Raw genomic sequence first — 17643 nt, 5'->3', positions numbered from 1 at the left:
AGCCGCGAAGCGCTGTAGCCCGGGCCGAAGACGAGCAGGCGGACGGCCCTGCTCACGGCGCCTCCGCTCCGCCAAATGTCGTTCCGAAGAAGTCGCCCTTGTTCCAGCTCGGCCGCGCGGCTGCATTGGCCAGCGCGAGCGTGGTCCCCAGTGCGACGCGCTTGAACGTCGCCGCCGATTTCCAATCAAACGGCAAGTCGATCTGGTCCGATGGCTCGTGATAGTTGCGATCGAGGAACGCGCGCGCCGCTACCGCACCGGTGCCGCCGGGCCCGGTATCGATCGACACCGCCGGGACGCCGGCCTTGACGAAGCTGTAGTGATCCGATCGGACGAAGAACATTTCCTCCGGCGCCGGATCGGGCACCACTGCCAGCCCCTCGGCCCGGGCGGCCGCCGCCACCGCAGGGCCGATGCTCGAACGCTCGCCCCCGAGCACGACCAGGTCGACCAGCGGATAGGTGAGGATCGGCATATCCAGATTCACCGCCGCGACCACGGAACCCGCCGGCACCGTCGGGTGGTGGACGAAATAGTCCGAACCGATCAAACCCTTCTCCTCGGCGGTCAACGCCAGCACCACGATCGAACGCCGCGGCCGCTTGCTGCCTTCCTGAATCGCGCGCGCGACTTCGAGGATCATCGCCACGCCGGCGGCGTTGTCCATCGCGCCGTTGTAGATGGTATCGCCCTGCACCGCTTCGCCGATGCCGACATGATCGAGGTGAGCGGAGAGGACCAGATACTGCCCGCGCAGCGCCGGATCGCCGCCTTCGATCACGCCCACCACGTTGCGGCTTTCTCGCGTGGAGATGCGCGTCTTGCTTGCCACCGACAAATGGCCTGCGAGCGGGCCGGTCGGCATCCTGCCGCCGCGAGCATCAGCCGCCTGCACCTCCGCCCAACGCATCGCGGCGCCGTCGAACAGCTTGGCGGCACCCGCCTGGCTCACCTGCCCTACCACCGGCGCGCGTGGCGAGGGGCCGTTCGTCACCCCGTCGGGGCCCACCCAGGCGCTGCGCGCATAGGCATAGTAAGGCGCCATGCTCTCGACGCTGAAGTTGCGCCGCCGCGCTGCCGTTTCCAACACCAGCACCGCCTTGGCGCCGCGCGTAGCCGCCAGCCGCGCCTTCTGCCCGTCATCGTCGAAATGCGCGCGCACATCGGCCGGCAGGGCGGCGGGCGTACCCGCCAGGATCGCCACGATCTTGCCCCGCACGTCCAGGCCCGCATAATCGTCGCGCCCGGCGCCGGGATAGACGATGCCATAGCCCGCGAAGACGATCTCACCCTCCGCCTTGAAATCGGGCGCGGACGGCACCGGTTCGTTTACGAAGTCTTTGCCGAAGCTGAACGGCACTTCGCGCCCGCCCCGCCGCAACGTCCAGGTCGCCCGCTCCGCTGCGCGATAGGTCGCCAGCTTCACCGGCTGAAACCAGCTGCCGTTCGGCCCACCTGGCTTCAGCCCCATGGCCAGCATCCGCGCGGCGACATATTCGGCCGCTACCTCGAAGTCGCGGGTTCCGGCCTCGCGTCCGCGCAAAGGATCGGAAGCGAGGAACTGGATATGCGCCTTCAGCGCCGCCTGTTCCGGCGTCAGCGCCGCCTGCCGCGCCACCGCCGGGGCGGCGGCAAACAGCAGCAGCGCAAGCAATGGCCGGAACATGCCCATTCTCTTCCTTCCGGACCGGTTACTTGGCGCCGGGGCCCTCATAGGTGAGCCCGAAAAAGTCGCCCTTGTTCCACTGCGGCCGCTGGTCGCCATCGGCGATGGCGCGAGCGATGCGATAGTTCACATCGACGAAGCGCACGCCAGACCGCCAGTTGATCGCCGGCTGCTGATCGATCTGGTCGGAAGGCTGGTGATAATGGTTCTTCATGAAGTGATCGATCGCCGCACGGCCCGGCCCGCCTGCGCCGGGCCACAGGAACACCGAGGGCACGCCCTTGCGCACGAAATTGTAGTGATCGCTGCGCACGAAGATGTTCTCGCCGGGCAGCGGGTCATCGGACATCTTCACGCCGATCTCCCCCGCCGCCTTCTCCACGATCGGCCCCAGCGTCGAATGGTTGGCGCCGTACACCACGATATCCTCGAACGGATAGGTGATGATCGGCATGTCCAGGTTCACGTCGGCAACGATCGTGCCCTTGGTGGTGGGATTGTTGGCGAAATAGTCGGAGCCGACCAGCCCCTTCTCTTCCGCCGTGACCGCCAGGAACAGGATCGAGCGGCGCGGCTTGGCGGCTGCCGTCTTGAAGCGCTTGGCCTCTTCGATCAGCGATGCAATGCCGATCGCGTCGTCCAGCGCGCCGTTGTTGATCGTGTCGCCCTTCGCGTCCGGCTGACCGGTCCCGATATGATCGAGATGGGCGGAAAGCACCACGACTTCGCCAGCCAGCTTGGGATCGCTGCCCTCGATCATGCCCGCCACGTTGAAGCTGGGCAGCTTGGTCATCGCCGTCTTCGCCGCCACCGTGATGGTGCCCGGCAGCTGGAACGGCTTGAACGTCGCGCCATCGACGGCGGCCGCCTTGGCGATCGTCGCCCAGGGCGTCTTGGCGCCGGCGAACAGCTTCTCGGCACCGGCCATGCTCAGCATGCCCAGGCTCGGCGTGCCCGGCGCGGGGATATGGCCCGTGCCATCGGCATTGCCCCAGGTGATCCGCGCCCGCGTAGAGTAAGCAGCCAGCGTCGCAAACGGACGGGTCTTGGCGCTCAGCGGCGATTCGAGCGTGATCGTGCCGATCGCACCGCGCTTGCGGGCGATTTCGGCCTTGGCAGCGGGATTCTGGAAATGCGCGCCTTCCTCGCCCGGCAGGCTCGATGGGGCGCCGCCGAAATAGGCGACGATCTTGCCCTTCACGTCGACGCCCTTGTAGTCGTCGCGCCCCAGGCCGACGATGCCATAGCCGACGAACACCACCGGTGCCGTCAGGCTGTATTCCGGCTGCGACGGGTTGGCCGATGCGATGAAATCCTTGCCGGCGGTCAACGCGACCGGTGCGGACTTGGCCCGCTGGACCGCCATCGCGCCGATACCGTCGAGCTTGTAGCTGATCAGCGGCACCTTCTGCAGATAGCCGCCCTCGTCGCCTGCTGGCTTCAGCCCGGCGGCGTAGAATTGCGAAGCGACGTAATTGGCGGCGATGTCGAATTCAGGCGAGCCTGCCTCGCGGCCCTTCAGCGCATCGGATGCCAGGAACATTACATGGCTTTTCAGCGCCGCCTCTTCCGGCGGCAGCGGCGCGGTGAGCAGGGCGTTCCGCTCGGCGGTGGATTGGGCAAGGGCAGGCGACGCCGCGCACAGGAGAAGGGCAAGCGTCGCAGTCGATCGAAGCATCGGAATTCCCTGAAGGTCGTAACAATATTTCAAGCCTAGCAGCGCGGCGATGCCCGTCAATCGCCACGTGTGGCCGTGTTGCGCATGCTTTTGCCCAATCGGACAAATCGTCAGAATTTGAGTAGCAGGCAAGGCCGCTTCTCCTATATCGATCCCGTATGAGTGACGCCCGCATCGCCGCCGCAGCTCCCAAGGCCATTCGCCGCGAGGACTATCGTCAACCGGATTGGCTGGTGCCGGAAATCGCGCTCGATTTCGATCTCGATCCTGCCGCCACCCGCGTGCGTGCCGCGCTCCATGTCTCCCGCAACGGCACGCACGATCGTCCGCTGGTACTGAACGGGGACGGGCTGGGCGCTGTCGCCGTCAAGGTGGACGGCGTCGAAACCCAGGATTGGCGCATGGAGGGGCAGGATCTGGTGATCCCGCTCACCGGCGGCACGCATACGATCGAGACCGAAGTGGTGATCGCGCCGGAACGCAACACCCAGCTCCAGGGCCTCTACGCCTCGTCGGGCATGCTCTGCACCCAGTGCGAGGCCGAGGGTTTCCGCCGCATCACCTTCTTCCCCGATCGGCCGGATGTGCTCTCCAAGTACAAGGTCCGCATGGTGGCGGACAAGGCGCGCTTCCCGGTGCTGCTCGCCAACGGCGACCCGATCGCGCAGGGTGATGCGGAAGGTGGCCGCCACTGGGCGGAGTGGCACGATCCCTTCCCCAAGCCGAGCTATCTGTTCGCGCTGGTCGCGGGGGATCTCGTCGCCAACACCGGCACTTTCACGACCATGTCCGGCCGCGAAGTGCAGCTGGGCATCTATGTCCGCGCGCCCGACCTGCCCAAGACCGACCACGCCCTGCATGCCCTCAAGCTCAGCATGAAGTGGGACGAGGACGTCTATGGCCGCGAATATGATCTCGATGTGTTCAACATCGTCGCGGTGGACGATTTCAATTTCGGCGCGATGGAGAACAAGGGGCTGAACGTCTTCAACAGCCGCTACATCCTCGCCGACCCCGATACCGCCACCGACTGGGACTATGACGCGATCGCCGCCGTGGTCGCGCACGAATATTTCCACAACTGGTCGGGCAACCGCGTCACCTGCCGCGACTGGTTCCAGCTGAGCCTGAAGGAAGGCTTCACCGTCTTCCGCGACCAGAGCTTCTCGGCCGATCAGGGCTCGGCCGCGGTCAAGCGGATCGAGGACGTGCGCTCGCTTCGCGCCAGCCAGTTCCCCGAGGATGCCGGCCCGCTCGCCCACCCGGTGCGCCCGGACGAATATATCGAGATCTCGAACTTCTACACGGCAACCATCTACAACAAGGGCGCCGAGCTGATCCGGATGATGGCCACCATCCTCGGGCCCCAGAAATTCCGCGCCGCGACCGACCTCTATTTCGATCGCTTCGACGGCACCGCCGCCACCTGCGAGGATTTCGTGGCGAGCATGGAAGAGGCCGGCGGAGTCGATCTCGGCCAGTTCCGCCGCTGGTACAGCCAGGCCGGCACCCCGCGCGTCTCGGCCAACCTCGTCCAGGACGGCGCAACCACCCGGCTCGCGCTCGCCCAGACCGTGCCGCCGACGCCGGGCCAGCCGGTCAAGGAGCCAATGGTCCTCCCGCTCAAGATCCGTCTGTTCGGCGAGAAGAGCGGCGCGCCGCTGACCGACGAACAGCTGGTGCTGCTCGACAAGCCAGAGCAGGAATTGCGCTTCGAGAACCTGCCCGAGCGCGCGGTGCTCTCGATCAATCGCGGCTTCTCGGCACCCGTCATCGTCGACGCCAATCGCAGCGCCGCCGATCTCGCTTTCCTCTCGGCGCATGACGACGATCCCTTCGCCCGCTACGAGGCGATGCAGCAGCTGATGCTCGACACCCTTGTAGGTGCGGTGACCACCGGCAAGGGCGAGCATGGCGCGCTGATCGATGCCGTGCGCAACACGCTGACAGATCCGTCGCTCGACCGCGCCTTCATCGCCGAAGCGGTGCTGCTCCCCTCGGACAGCTTTATCGGCGACCAGATGGCGGTGGTGGACCCCGAGGCGATCTTCCGGGCCCGGGAAGCGCTGCGCGCCGATCTCGGCAACCTGCTCGAAGCCGAATGGCGCGCTGCCTATGAGGGCGCACGGGCCAATCGCTTCGAATATTCGCCGGCCGCCAAAGGCGCGCGCCGGCTGAAGAACGTGGCGCTCGGCTACATCGCGGCGAGCGGCGCGGCCGACGCCGCGGAGCTTGCCTATGCCCAGTTTGACGCGGCCGACAACATGACCGACCGTCAGGGCGGCCTCGCCACCCTGGTCAACGGCACGTCGCCGCTGCGGGAGAAGGCGATCGAAGCCTTCTACCAGCGCTATGCCGGCAACGCGCTGGTGCTGGACAAATGGTTCCAGACCCAGGCGCTCTCGTCGCGCGAGGATACGCTCGCCGCCGTCGAGAAGCTGGCCAAGCACCCCGACTTCACGCTGGCCAATCCGAACCGGGCACGTGCGCTGGTGGGCGCGTTCAGCATCAACCAGCGGGCGTTCCACGATCCTTCGGGTCGCGGCTATCGCTTCGTCGCGGACCAGCTCATCGCGCTCGACAAGCTCAACCCGCAGACCGCCGCCAAGCTGGTGCCGCCGCTCGGCCGCTGGAAGCGCTTCGACCCTGCCCGCGCCGCGAAGATGCGCGCAGAGCTGGAGCGGATCGTGGCAACACCGGGCCTCAGCAAGGACATGTTCGAGCAGGCCACCAAGTCGCTCGACTGATGCTACGGCTGCTCACCGCCACGGTGCGCGATTCCGCCCGCGTGCGGACCGTCGCGGCCGTGGCGGCGCGCTTCGGGCTGGGCGTGCTCCTGGAGAAGCTCGGCTTCACGGGCGAAGCGGATGCGGCCGATCCCGAAACCGGCGCATTGCCCCTGCCCCGCCGCACCCGGCTGGCGCTAGAAGCGCTCGGCCCTACCTATGTGAAGATCGGGCAGATCCTCGCGACGCGCGGCGACCTGCTGCCGCCCGACTGGATCGCCGAGCTGGAACTGCTCCAGAGCGCCGCGCCAACGCTGCCCTTCGAGGAAATCCGCAGCGAGGTGGAAGCGGCGCTGGGGGCGCAGCCCGAAAAAGCCTTTGCCTGGTTCGACCCGCAGCCGCTGGCCGCCGCCTCGATGGCGCAGGTCCATCGCGCCCGGCTGACGGACGGCCGCGAGGTGGTGCTGAAGGTTCGCCGCCCAGGCATCCGCGCCGCGATGGAGGCGGACCTTCGGCTGATCGGCGAACTGGCCGCGCTGGTCTCCCGGAGCAGCGCGGAGGCGCGGCGCTTCGAGCCCGTCGCACTAGCGCGGCAGTTGCGCCAGGCGCTGCTGGAAGAACTCGATTTCACGAACGAAGGGCGCAACGCCGATCTGCTTCGCGCCGACATGGCGGACAACCGCCGCGTCGTGGTGCCCGAGATCCACTGGCAATGGACGTCCGAGACGCTGCTGGTGATGGACTATATCGCCGGCGTGAAGCCTGTCTCCGGCGAGAACTTGCGCACCGCCGGCATCGATCCCGAAGCGATCGCCGAGTTGGGCGCCGACACCGTCATCGCGATGGTGCTGGTCAACGGCCGCTTCCATGCCGATCCGCACCCCGGCAACCTGCTCTGCCTGCCCGGCGACAAGCTGGCGCTGCTCGATCTCGGCTCGATCGGTCATCTCGGTCCCAAGCGCCGCGACGAGTTCATCGCTTTCGTGCTGGCGCTCACCAACGGGAATGCGCGCGCACTCGCCGACACACTGGCGCTGTGGAGCGAGGGCCATGCCGTCCCCCGCCGCACGATCGACCGCGCCGCCGAGGCGATCGTTCAGCGCCATGGCGGCGGCAAGCTCGTCCTATCGGCGTTGATGCCTGATTTCCTCCGGCTGTTGCGCGAAGAGGGATTGGTGCTGCCGCCAGACCTGCTGCTGGTGTTCAAGGCGATGGTGACGCTCGACGGCGTGCTCGCCCGCATCGCGCCGGGCTTCGACCTGTCGGGTTCGATCGGTCGGGCGCAAGTCGCACTGCTGGCGAACCGCTTCGGCCCGGCGCGGATGGCGGCAAGTTCGGCGGCGCTGGCGCTGGCGCTGGCCGAGTTGGGGGAGGATGCGCCTCGCCTGCTGCGCGCGGCGGCTGCGCGGCTGGAGGCCCCGGTGGCGGATACCGGCACGGCGGCTGCGATCACCAAGGCCGGCGGCTGGATCGCGGCCGCGCTGGTAGGGAGCGCGACGCTTATCGCCGCCGCGCTCGGGCTGGGGTGAATAGAGTGTTTCCTCCCCCGCCAGGGGGAGGAAACACTCTCTCTTTCACGCCATCACATTCCGCCCGCGCCGCACCGTGGCGCTGTGCCCGATGCTTGCCTTCAGGCTGCGCTCCGTCACGGTTTCCACGAACACCCAGTCGTTACGCGCCTGTTCGGGCGTAAGCGTCAGCGCCATGTACCCGCGTCGGCTGGTGTCGCACCATTTCAGCTCGGGATTGGCCTTCACCAGCGCGGTCGCGACGATTTTCGGATCGGTCTTGATGGCGCTCTCGAACCCCGGCGACGTCACCGCATGGCCGGCGAACTCGACCCCGGCGGGCTTGCCCCCCTGGCCCAGGTCGAACGCCCAGGCATTGTGACTGTCGCCGCACACCACCAGCAGGTTCGCGCCCATGTTCTGCGACGATGCCAGGAACCGCGCCCGCGCCGCCGGATAGCCGCCCCAATTGTCGAAATTCATCGGCAGCCCCAGCTTGCCAGCCATCACGCCCGCCTGCACATAGGCCTTGGCGCGTGGATTGGCATCGGGGGCCAGCCAGCCCAGCGCCTCGGCGGGGGTGACCGTGTTGCCCATGATCGTCCCGAAGCCGACCACCTGCCAGCGCTGCCCGGCCTTTACCGAGCGGCGCATCGCATGGTCCAGCCACACTTCCTGCTCGCTGCCCAGCATCGTCGCAGCTGCATCGCGCCAGGGCCCGTCGCGGAACGCGGCGAGCGCCTTGGCCGGGTCGGCTTGCTTGAACAGCGGCGCCACATCGGGCTGCTCGGTGCGCGCCAGCAACCGGCTTTCGGTACGAAAGAAAGTCGCCAGCGTGCCGATGTCGTAGCTGCCCCAAGGCGTTTCTGAAACCGGCATCCATTCGCGGAACACCTGCATCGCCGCCGCCTTGCGCGCGCTCCAGTCGCCTTCGCTGTCCGGCTGGTGGTTTTCCGCGCCGCCCTCCCAGCTGTCGTTCGCGCTCTCATGGTCGTCCCACTGCACGAGCATCGGCTTGGCGGCATGCAGCGCCTGCAGGTCGGGATCGGCGCGGTAGCTTGCATAGCGCAGGCGATAGTCCGCCAGGTGAATCATCTCGCCCACCGGTTCGGGCAGCCGGCCGCCCACCGGTCCGCCGGCTGGGGCATAGCCGCCCTGCTTATATTCGTAGAGATAGTCGCCCAGATGGATCCACAGGTCGATATCGTCGCGCGCTGCGGCATGGCCATAGGCGTTGAAATAGCCGAACGGCAGGTTCGAGCAGGAGAAGATCGCGATGCCGAAGCGGCTGGCATCGCCCAGCGGCAATGTCTTGGTGCGCCCCACCGGCGAGAAGCTGCCATCCGGCGCCACGAAGCGATAGAAATAGCGCGTGTCCGGCGAGAGGCCGGCCAGCGTCACCTTGGCGGTATGGTCGCGCCACGGGCCGGTGATCTGCTCGCCCTCGGCAACGATGCGGCTGAAATCGGCGCTGGTGGCGATCTGCGCGCGCAGCTTCACCGCGCCGCGATCGGCGGGAACGTAGCGCGTCCACAGCAGCATTGTGTCGGCACCCGGCTCGCCGCTGGCAACCGAATGGGTGAAGCCGCGCGCGGTGGCCTGCGCCAGCACGACGCCGGGCAGCGCCAGCGCGCTTATCCCCAAGGTGCCGCCAAGCAGCAGCGATCGACGGTCGAGGCGAAGAGTCATGGTTCAGGCGTCCCGTGGTGGTGATGCGGCGCTGCTTGCAGCGGCTTGGTTTCGTGTTCGTGACAGCGGACGAAAGCTGGGCTAGGCCACCCGCCGAATCGGAATGTCGGGGCACATCAACAGGGGAACGCAATCTGCCGGCCGGGCGACCGCCGGTGGTACGGAGACCATGACGCGCGTGACCTTTCCCATGCTCGATCTCGCCGCGACGCGCCCACAGCCGCGCCGCCACGCCGTCGCACGCTACTGTTCCTTCCGGTGCCCCCGCTGATGGCCACGCGGATTCTGCCGATCACGCTGGGAGATAGCCGTTCGAGTCTAGGTGCCACCGTCGCCGCGCTGCCGCGCTGGCTGGTGCTGCTGCTCGCCGCCATCGCGGTGCGCGCCGTCACCTTCGGCAACCCGCTGGTGCATGTCGACGAGCAATTCTACTGGGTCACTGCCCAGCGGATGCTGCAGGGCGCGCTGCCCTTCGTTGACATTTGGGATCGCAAGCCAGTCGGCCTGTTCCTGCTTTACGCCCCCGCCGCCGCGCTGGGCGCGCCCTGGGGCATCCTCGCCTATCAGCTGATGGCGCTCGCCTCCGTCGTCGCCACGGCGGCGATGATCGCGCGAATCGCCGATCGTGTCGGCTGGAGAGTGGGCGCGTTGCCGGCGGCGCTGCTCTACATCTTCGCGCTCAACCTCGCCGATGGCCAGGGCGGGCAGGCACCGGTCTTCTACAATCTGCTCACCGTTTGCGCGGTCGCGCTGCTGCTTCCGCGTGCGGAGGATCGCAGCGCGGATCGCGCCCGGATAGGTCGCGGGCTGGCGGCGATGCTGCTGATCGGCCTCGCCCTCCAGGTCAAATATTCGGTGGTGTTCGAAGGGCTGTTCCTCGGCCTGTGGCTGCTCCACCGCGAAGTGCGGCTCGGCGCCGGGGTCGTGCACGTCGTGCGGCGCGGCATCGCCTATGCCGGAACGGCCGCGCTCCCCACGCTCGTTGCCGCCGCCGTCTATGCTGCGCTCGGCCATTTCGATGCGTGGTTCTATGCCAATTTCGGCTCCATCCTCGATCGTCGCAGCGATCCGCTGATCGATCTGGTCGGCGCCTTTTTCGAAGTGATGGTGCCGCTCGCACCGCTGCTGACAGTCAGTTGGCTCGGCTGGCGCGACCTACGGCGATCCGGCGCGGTATCGGCACCGGCCGTACTGCTGCTCGGCTGGCTCGCCAGCGCGATGGTCGGGCTGATTGTCTTCGGCGCTTGGTTCCCGCATTACGCGCTGCCGGTAATGGTGCCGGGCAGCCTGTGCTGCGCAGCCTGGCTCTCGCTCGATCGCCGCGCGCCCCGCATCACCGCTCCGGTGCTGCTCGCGGTGGTCATGGTCGCCGGCATCGGACTGGTGGTTGCCGCGCAGGCGAAGCGCGGGAGGGCCGCCCAACTGGAGGCGATCGCCGACGCGATCGGCCATGGACCGGGCTGCATGTACGTCCATTCGGGCGATTCGATGGTCTATGGCTATACCGGCCGCTGCGCGACCAGCCGCTGGCTGTTCCCCAGCCATTTGTCGCGCGAACGCGAAAACGGCGCGCTCGGGGCTGATCAGATGGTCGAGGTCGACCGGATCTTCGCGCGCCCGCCCGCCATCGTGGTGATGCGATCGCCCTTCCGCGGCGAACGGCTGGCGGTGCGCGCGCAGGTAATGCGCCACCTGCAGCGGCTCGGCTACGCCGTGCGCGGCCGCTACATGCTCGGGCGGACGCCGATTTTCATTTATGCCGCGCCGGGCGTGGCGATCGGCGATCCGCCGCGGCGCGTCGCCAGCAACCGGGCATAATAATCCATCAGCGCGGCGGCATGGTCCTCGTCGCTGCGCACCCGTGCGGAAGCGACGCGCGCCGCCTGGCGCAGGATCACCTGGTCGCGCGCGAACAGCCGGCGGATCGCATCGGCCGCCGACAGCGTATCGCGCGCGGCATAGGTTTCCGCGAACAGCGGATCGGCGATTTCGGCGAAGCCGCCCTCGTCCGGCCCGATCAGCGGCAGGCCGGATGCCAGCGCCTCCGATGCGACCAGCCCGAACGGCTCGGCATCCGATCCGTGGATCAGCGCATCGCAGCTCGCCATGATCCGCGACAGGCGCAGCCGGTCATACACCGGGCGGAAGATGCGGATGTGCGGGCTGCCGGCGATCAGCGCCTCCAGCTGCTTGCGCTGCGGCCCGTCGCCCAGCAGCATCAGCCCCACCGGCAGATCGTTGGCGGCCGCCTCCACCGCGTCGATCACCAGCGGCCAGCGCTTTTCCTTGTGGTGCCGTCCCAGCCCGAGCAGCAGATGCCCTTCGGGCGGCAGCCCCAGCTGCGCCAGCATCGATGCGCGCAGCTTCTCGTCGCGCAGATCGGGGGAGAACCAGTCGCGTTCGATGCCCAGCGGCACCGAGGCGTCGACGCGCAGGCCGCGCCGGCGAAACCGCTTGGCCAGCGCCGGCCCGTTGGTCACGAATGCATCATAATGCGCCAGGAAGCGCTCCATATAGCGCGTGTACCAGGCGAAGGCGTGCTCCACCTGGTGCGGCGTCGCGACGCTGTCCAGCCAGCGCTGCGGATAGGTGCCGACCAGGTCGCCATGCGCGAAATAGACCTTGAGCGCATCGCCCTTCCACCGCGCCACCGTCCAGGCCGGCAGCCAGGGCGAGCTGTTCTCGACGATGTCCGGCGCCAGCCGATCCAGCGCCGCCCAGACGGGCTCGTCCTTTACGAAGATGCGATAGTTGCGATCCAGCAGCAGCAACGGCGCCTTGACCCAGTGGATCGCGCCGCCGCCGGGGCGTTCCTCCACCCAGTCTTCCGCGCCGGGCGCGATCACGGTCAGTTCATGGCCCAGATCGGCCAGGATCCCCATCTTGCGATCCAGATAGGTGCGAACACCCCCGCCGGTCGGCGAATAGAATTCGTTGACGTCGACGATGCGCATCGCGATCCCTTAGTCCAGCGGCCCGAATCCTCCTAGCCCGCGCAGATATTGTGCCCGAATGTTTACGCGGGTCACTCCGTTCCCCACCTCGATCGTCGCCTGCCGCACCTTCGGCCGGCTGCGGCCCAACCGCTGGTTGGAAACGAACCCGGCGCCGTCGGACCAGAAGTTGAACTTGTTCTTGCCATCGCGATCATGGGTGAACAGCAGGGCATAGCGCCCGGGAGCAGGTGCCCGGATGCACAGCGTCACGCCGCCCGAAGGTGGTGTGTTGGCCCAGACCCGGCGAAAGGTCTTGCCCTCGCGCACCAGATCGTGATCGTCCTTCAGGAAATCGTCCTCGGTGGCGGGATAGAGTTCCAGCTTCAGCCGGCCGTTGCGGTCCTTCAGCCCGATCACCGTCACTTCGATCGCGGGCCCCCGCCCGCTGGTGCAGGCGGCCGCATCCTCGCCCAGAACCTGGGCATGGGCAGCGCTCGAAACGCTCGACAGGGCGATCGCAGCCGCGGCGAACAGGGCGGTGCGGGTCATGCTTCTTTCCTCTTCAGCAGGGCATGCACGCCGAATCCCACGATCAGGATGATGTGTGCGACCAGCGACAGGCCGGCGATCAGCGCCATCAGCTCCGACAGCGCTTCGCCCTGCCCGATGATCATGATCGCGAAACTTGCGAACAGCAGTTCCTTGTTGGGCACCAGCGGCAAGCGCCAAGCGAGCAGGCGTCCGGCCGACAGCAGTAGCCAGATTCCGACCGAAACCTGCGGCATGGCGAAGTGCCAGGCAAAGGCGATCAGCACCGAACTGCTCACGATGCGCAGGCAATGAATGCCGAACACCCACCACAGCTGGCCACGCGGCAGCGAGAAGACGCGCTTGGAAAAGATCAGGAAGGGCAGCGACATCGCGAAGATCACCGCGATCGACCCCATCAGCGTATTGAATTCGGCCGGCTTCAGCAGGTCGATGCCGAACGGCAGCGCCAGCGCCACCACCGCCAGCGTCATCGCGTTGCCGGCGATGGCGGAGAGGATCGTCACGTCCTTCACCGCGCCGAACGGCGCCGCCACCATCTGCGTGCGTTGCCGCGCCCAGGCGTAGAAATAGGCCTCGCCCGAATAGCCGAGCAGCACTTCGTTCGCGATCCGCTTCTTGTGCAGCGCGATCATCCCGTCGATCGGAATGCGCCACAGCCGGCGGAAGATCACATAATCGAACGTCGGCGACGCGAGATAATAGAGCAGGAAAACCAGGTAGAAGAGCGGGTTGCTTGGCAGTGCGCGCGCCAGCCCGGTCAGCCCGCCCGAAAGCAGCTCGCGGCCAAGCCCCGCCACCATCAGCAGCGTCAGCGCGCCGCCCAGCCACATCGGCCAGCGACGCTTGATCTTCTCTACGGGTTCCAGGCCCGCAAGGTCGGCAGCCCCGGGAACGGTGGCCTCGACAACGCTTGTATTCAACGAAGCCTCCCGGGCCTGTCTGTTCGAACCATTCAACTGTGCCACCGACAAGACCGAAACATTTTTGATGCATTCCGCGTTTCGGCGTCCCACCGGGGTTCTGCGCCTTGCGCGGCACCGGCCAATGTCACCACATTGCGGTTTATTCCGGCAGCGATTTGGGCTTTAGAAAGGCAATCCGCAAGTAGATGCTGTACCGCGCCCCCCCTCCGATGCCGCTGCATATCCTCTCGTTCGCAGAGACGCTACAAGGCGGCGGCGTCGAACGCGCGCTGCTGCGCATGGCGGCGGGCTGGGTGGAACGCGGGCACAGCGTCACGCTTGTCCTCGGCTCCTGCGAGGGGCCGCTCGCGGCCGAGGTGCCGGCGGGCGTCACCATCGTGGAGCTCGGCAGCCGCCGCTATCCCATTCTCATCCGCCTGGCCGGCGTGATCCGACGCGTCGAACCGGACATCGTCTTCTGTCCCGGTAATTACTATACCGCGATCTCGGCGATCACCCGACTGCTGCTCGGCCGCCGCACCCCGCCGGTCGTAGCGAAGGTGTCCAACGCGCTTGTCCGTCCCGAAATGGCGCGGATCTTCGCCTGGGGGTACCGCCGATGGCTGCGGATGCACCCGGCGTTCCTGGATCATGTCGTGGCGATGACCCCGGCGATGGCGGAAGAGGCGATCGCGGAAATGGCGATGCCGCGCGGGCGGGTCAGCGTGATCGCAAACCCGCCGGCCGAAGCGATCCCCGATGCCGCTCCGCCGCCCTTGCCGGATGGGCGCTACATCGTCGGCGTCGGGCGGCTGGAGCCGCAGAAGCGCTGGGATCGGCTGATCGCGGCGCTGCCGCGGCTGGCGGATTCCTCGGTCAAGCTGTTGCTGCTCGGCGAAGGCACCGCCCGTACCGCGCTGGCGGCACAGGTGGCGCAGCTGGGCCTGGGCGCCCGCGTGCTGATGCCCGGCCATGTCAGCGATCCGCTGCCTGCGCTGAAGGGCGCCACGGTGGCGGCGCTCACCTCCGATTTCGAAGGTGTGCCCGGCGTCATCCGGGAGGCGCTGTCGCAGGGAACGCCGGTGGTCGCCACCGAAGCCAGCGTCGCCGTGCGCGAGATCATCGACGCGCCCGAACTCGGCACCGTGGTGTCGCGCGAGGATGGCGATGCGCTGGTCGCGGCGCTCGATCATTGGCTGACCCCCGGCCGCGCCCGCCCCGCGCCGCGCACCGATGCGGGCGATCCGATCGGCGACTATCTGGCGCTGTTCAGCCGCCTCGCCGGTCAGCGCATTGCATAACGCAGGCCGATCCACAGCGTGCGCGGGGTCGCACGCTCGATCACCCCGCCGCCGCTGATCGCCGCCTGCACCTCGGCATCGAACAGATTTTCCGCCCGCGCCTCGGCGCGCAGCGCGCCGGTGATCGGCAGCCCCAGCGTCGCATCGGCGGTCCAGGCCGCGTCCAGCCGGGCGCTGTTCTGGTCGTCCTCGAATCGCGCGCCGGCATAGCGCAGCGTCAGGGACGCGTTCGCCGCCGCCGCCCGCCAGGCAAGCGTGCCCGATCCCTGGAAGCGCGGCGTCTGCGCCGGCCGCAGCCCGTCCAGCGACGCCGCCGCGCCCGAAGCCGCCACCCTGCTGTCGGCATAGGCCCAGGATCCGGCAAGGCTCCACGCTCCCAGCGTCCAGCGCCCGTCCAGCTCGATGCCCCGCGCCTCCACCGCGTCCAGATTCTGCCGCATGCGATAGGCCCCGGCCGCCGAGACGAATCCTACGCCAGGGAAACTGCCCGGTCCGCGCGCCAGCGTCACATTGGCGATCGCCCCGTCCAGCCGGTTCCAATAGCCGGTCGCCCGCAGCACCAGATCGGCTGTCGGGCGCAGATCGATTCCCACTTCCCCGCCCCAGAGCCGTTCGGGGTCCAGCCCCGCATTGGCGGCGGTGGCATCCGCCCCCGCGCGGAACGGGCGATAAAGTTCGTTGAGCGTCGGCAGCCGCCAGCCGCGATAGCCCGCCGCGCGCAGGCTTGCCGCCCCGAACGCATACGCCGCACCCAGCCGCCCGGTCGGCTCCCAGCCGCGGCGGTTTGCGAAGCTTGTGTCGGTGATCGCCGGCCCGCCCGCGAGCGCCCGCTCGACCAGGCTGCCGTCGGCGATCGTCCAATGGTCCAGCCGCCCGCCCGCATCGAGCGTCCAGCCGCCGGCCGCATAGCTGGCATTGGCGAAGCCGCCCGCCGTCAGGCTGGCGCCACCCGCCGTCCGCCGCCGGGTCGGGCTGGCGCCGACAAAGGTATAGAGCTCACGCGTCTCGCCGGAAACGCGCCGCAGATCGGCCCCCAGCCGCAACGTCACGCCGCCCCCCACCGGCGGCGCGACGTCGATCCGCCCGCCCAGGCCGGTCGAAGGCACATGCTGCTGCACCACCGGGCTAACCGCGTCGCGCGCCGCGGCGATGCTGGCGAACCCGCTGTCGAACTCCCGCACCTGCAGATAGGCGAGCGCCGACCAGCCCCATTCGCCGCGCTGCGCATCGCCGCGCCGCACCAGCCGCACACTGGCATCGGCGCCCTTGCTCAGCACGTCGGTGAAGTCGGTGCCGCGATCGCGCTGGTCGGTGAAGCCGGAAAGATTGGTCTGCAATTCGGTGCCGCCGCCCAGATCGGCAACGCCGCGCACCGCCAGACTCGCCTGTTCATAGGGCGCCGCGCGATCCACCGGCCCGGGGTTCACGATCGGCACGAACCCGTCGCTGCGGCCATATTGCCCGGCGATCGTGAGGAAGCCGCCGTTCACCGGCACTGCCGCCACCCCGCTCGCATCCACGCTGTCGCGGCTGCCATAGAAGGCGGCGAGGTTCAGCCGCCCCAATTCCGCCGGTCCGCCGCTTTCCAGTTCCACGGTCCCCGCCAGCGCGCCCGGCCCGGCAAAGCCGCTGCCGCCGCCGCGCGTCACCCGCACCGTCGCCAGCCGGCCCGGCATATAGGCCGGGAACGGCACCCATCCGCCGAACGGATCGGTCTGCGGCACGCCGTCCAGCAGCAGCAGCGCTCGGCTCGATGCATTGCCGCCCAGCCCGCGCAGGGTGATCCCCTGGCTGGTCGGGTGCGCCGAGGTCGAGGTCGATCGGCGAAACTGCGCCAGCCCGGCGACGTCCGCGAGCACGTCCTCGATGCGGTTGCTCGCGGTGTCCGCGAGCCTTGCGGCGTCGATCGTCACCACGGCATAGGCGGCGTCGCCCGGTGGCACGTCCAGCCCGCGGCCGGTGACGACGATCTCCGCCGGCGCCGCATCCTGCGCGACCGCAGGCAGCGCCGCGCACAGCGCCGCGACGGCGCATCCAATTTTTTCAAGCATTCGGCGCGACTCGATCCGGATGGGCGGCTGCAAAGGCAGGGTGCGCGACAGCAGCCGCCTCCGCCCGCAGCAACAGGGGATAGGCGTCCAGCGGCACTGCGAAGCGCCGGGCGTTGAACAGTTGGGGAATCAGGAAACAGTCGGAAATGTCAGGCGCGGCACCGCCAAGGAACGGACCCTCGGCGTCGGCAGTGCGCGCCATGGTCTCCAGCGCGGAGAACCCCTCGGCCATCCAGTGCGCGGTCCAGGCCGACCGCGCCTCAACACTGGCCCCCAGCTCCTGCTCCAGATATCGCATCACCCGCAGATTGTTGATCGGGTGCACATCCATCCCCACCACCATCGCGCGCGCCAGCGCCGCCGCGCGCGCTTGGGAGTCGGCGGGGATCAGCCGCGGCTCGGGATAGCGCGCGTCCAGCCAGTCGACGATCGCCAGGCTCTGGGTGAGCACCCGCCCCTCCACCTCCAGCGCCGGCACCAGCCCCTGCGGATTCCGCGCCAGATGCTCGGGGCTGCGCTGCGCATTCTCCAGCAGCGGCACCTCGCGGCGCACATAGTCCACGCCCTTCAGGTTCAGCGCGATCCGCACCCGATACCCCGCCGAGGAGCGGAAATAATCGTGCAGCACCAGCAT

At 68.3% G+C, this 17643-nt stretch carries 12 protein-coding genes; 4 read left to right on the top strand and 8 right to left on the bottom strand.

The window, feature by feature from the left end:
• Window positions 1–52: 52 nt before the first annotated feature.
• Together B215_RS0116380 and B215_RS0116375 are read right to left on the bottom strand one after the other, a co-directional pair.
• A complete protein-coding gene (locus tag B215_RS0116380; protein ID WP_019370728.1) occupies window positions 53–1666 on the bottom strand; it encodes a M20/M25/M40 family metallo-hydrolase in 1614 nt (537 codons plus the stop codon).
• 25 nt (window positions 1667–1691) lie between these two features.
• On the bottom strand, window positions 1692–3344 hold the full coding sequence (locus B215_RS0116375) for a M28 family metallopeptidase (protein ID WP_019370727.1): 1653 nt from the start codon (window positions 3342–3344) through the stop codon (window positions 1692–1694).
• Between the two features lie 158 nt (window positions 3345–3502).
• On the opposite strand from B215_RS0116375, the gene pepN reads away from it, so the two are divergent.
• Together pepN and B215_RS0116365 are read left to right on the top strand one after the other, a co-directional pair.
• On the top strand, window positions 3503–6091 hold the full coding sequence (pepN, locus tag B215_RS0116370; protein ID WP_019370726.1) for an aminopeptidase N: 2589 nt from the start codon (window positions 3503–3505) through the stop codon (window positions 6089–6091).
• Window positions 6091–7599, top strand: a complete 1509-nt coding sequence (locus tag B215_RS0116365) for an ABC1 kinase family protein (RefSeq protein ID WP_019370725.1) — start codon at window positions 6091–6093, stop codon at window positions 7597–7599. The genes pepN and B215_RS0116365 overlap by 1 nt, the downstream gene beginning before the upstream one ends.
• 45 nt (window positions 7600–7644) lie before the next feature.
• Here the strand turns inward: B215_RS0116365 and B215_RS0116360 are convergent, their stop codons facing one another.
• Window positions 7645–9267: an alkaline phosphatase D family protein gene (locus B215_RS0116360; RefSeq protein WP_019370724.1), complete on the bottom strand. Its 1623-nt coding sequence runs from the start codon at window positions 9265–9267 to the stop codon at window positions 7645–7647.
• A 270-nt stretch (window positions 9268–9537) separates the two neighbouring features.
• On the opposite strand from B215_RS0116360, the gene B215_RS0116355 reads away from it, so the two are divergent.
• On the top strand, window positions 9538–11085 hold the full coding sequence (locus B215_RS0116355; protein ID WP_019370723.1) for an ArnT family glycosyltransferase: 1548 nt from the start codon (window positions 9538–9540) through the stop codon (window positions 11083–11085).
• Here the strand turns inward: B215_RS0116355 and B215_RS0116350 are convergent.
• Genes B215_RS0116350 through B215_RS0116340 form a run of 3 tightly spaced genes read right to left on the bottom strand, consistent with a single transcriptional unit; the run spans window position 11022 to window position 13675 of the window.
• Window positions 11022–12221, bottom strand: coding sequence for a glycosyltransferase (locus B215_RS0116350; protein WP_019370722.1), 1200 nt, complete (start codon window positions 12219–12221; stop codon window positions 11022–11024). The genes B215_RS0116355 and B215_RS0116350 overlap by 64 nt on opposite strands.
• A gap of 9 nt (window positions 12222–12230) precedes the next feature.
• On the bottom strand, window positions 12231–12752 hold the full coding sequence (locus B215_RS0116345; RefSeq protein WP_019370721.1) for a DUF2141 domain-containing protein: 522 nt from the start codon (window positions 12750–12752) through the stop codon (window positions 12231–12233).
• Window positions 12749–13675 (bottom strand): hypothetical protein, encoded by a 927-nt coding sequence (locus B215_RS0116340; RefSeq protein ID WP_019370720.1) that lies wholly within the window; start codon window positions 13673–13675, stop codon window positions 12749–12751. Before B215_RS0116340 ends, B215_RS0116345 begins: the two co-directional genes overlap by 4 nt.
• 212 nt (window positions 13676–13887) lie before the next feature.
• Between B215_RS0116340 and B215_RS20320 the strand changes: the two genes are divergently transcribed.
• On the top strand, window positions 13888–14958 hold the full coding sequence (locus B215_RS20320; protein ID WP_019370719.1) for a glycosyltransferase: 1071 nt from the start codon (window positions 13888–13890) through the stop codon (window positions 14956–14958).
• Here B215_RS20320 and B215_RS0116330 read toward each other — a convergent pair.
• Window positions 14943–17009: a TonB-dependent receptor gene (locus tag B215_RS0116330; protein WP_019370718.1), complete on the bottom strand. Its 2067-nt coding sequence runs from the start codon at window positions 17007–17009 to the stop codon at window positions 14943–14945. The genes B215_RS20320 and B215_RS0116330 overlap by 16 nt on opposite strands.
• Window positions 17002–17643 carry a maleylacetoacetate isomerase gene (maiA, locus tag B215_RS0116325; RefSeq protein WP_019370717.1) on the bottom strand — a complete coding sequence of 214 codons (642 nt, stop codon included), beginning with the start codon at window positions 17641–17643 and terminating at the stop codon, window positions 17002–17004. The genes B215_RS0116330 and maiA overlap by 8 nt, the downstream gene beginning before the upstream one ends.

Source organism: Sphingomonas sp. ATCC 31555, from assembly GCF_000282895.1.
Classification (GTDB): Bacteria; Pseudomonadota; Alphaproteobacteria; order Sphingomonadales; family Sphingomonadaceae; genus Sphingomonas.
This window is presented reverse-complemented; position numbering and strand designations above follow the sequence as displayed.

Bases quoted from the DNA above. Each gene is read 5' to 3' on its own strand.
- B215_RS0116380 (WP_019370728.1), bottom strand. From the start codon at position 1,666: ATGTTCCGGCCATTGCTTGCGCTGCTGCTGTTTGCCGCCGCCCCGGCG.
- B215_RS0116375 (WP_019370727.1), bottom strand. From the start codon at position 3,344: ATGCTTCGATCGACTGCGACGCTTGCCCTTCTCCTGTGCGCGGCGTCG.
- pepN (WP_019370726.1), top strand. From the start codon at position 3,503: ATGAGTGACGCCCGCATCGCCGCCGCAGCTCCCAAGGCCATTCGCCGC.
- B215_RS0116365 (WP_019370725.1), top strand. From the start codon at position 6,091: ATGCTACGGCTGCTCACCGCCACGGTGCGCGATTCCGCCCGCGTGCGG.
- B215_RS0116360 (WP_019370724.1), bottom strand. From the start codon at position 9,267: ATGACTCTTCGCCTCGACCGTCGATCGCTGCTGCTTGGCGGCACCTTG.
- B215_RS0116355 (WP_019370723.1), top strand. From the start codon at position 9,538: ATGGCCACGCGGATTCTGCCGATCACGCTGGGAGATAGCCGTTCGAGT.
- B215_RS0116350 (WP_019370722.1), bottom strand. From the start codon at position 12,221: ATGCGCATCGTCGACGTCAACGAATTCTATTCGCCGACCGGCGGGGGT.
- B215_RS0116345 (WP_019370721.1), bottom strand. From the start codon at position 12,752: ATGACCCGCACCGCCCTGTTCGCCGCGGCTGCGATCGCCCTGTCGAGC.
- B215_RS20320 (WP_019370719.1), top strand. From the start codon at position 13,888: ATGCCGCTGCATATCCTCTCGTTCGCAGAGACGCTACAAGGCGGCGGC.
- B215_RS0116330 (WP_019370718.1), bottom strand. From the start codon at position 17,009: ATGCTTGAAAAAATTGGATGCGCCGTCGCGGCGCTGTGCGCGGCGCTG.
- maiA (WP_019370717.1), bottom strand. From the start codon at position 17,643: ATGCTGGTGCTGCACGATTATTTCCGCTCCTCGGCGGGGTATCGGGTG.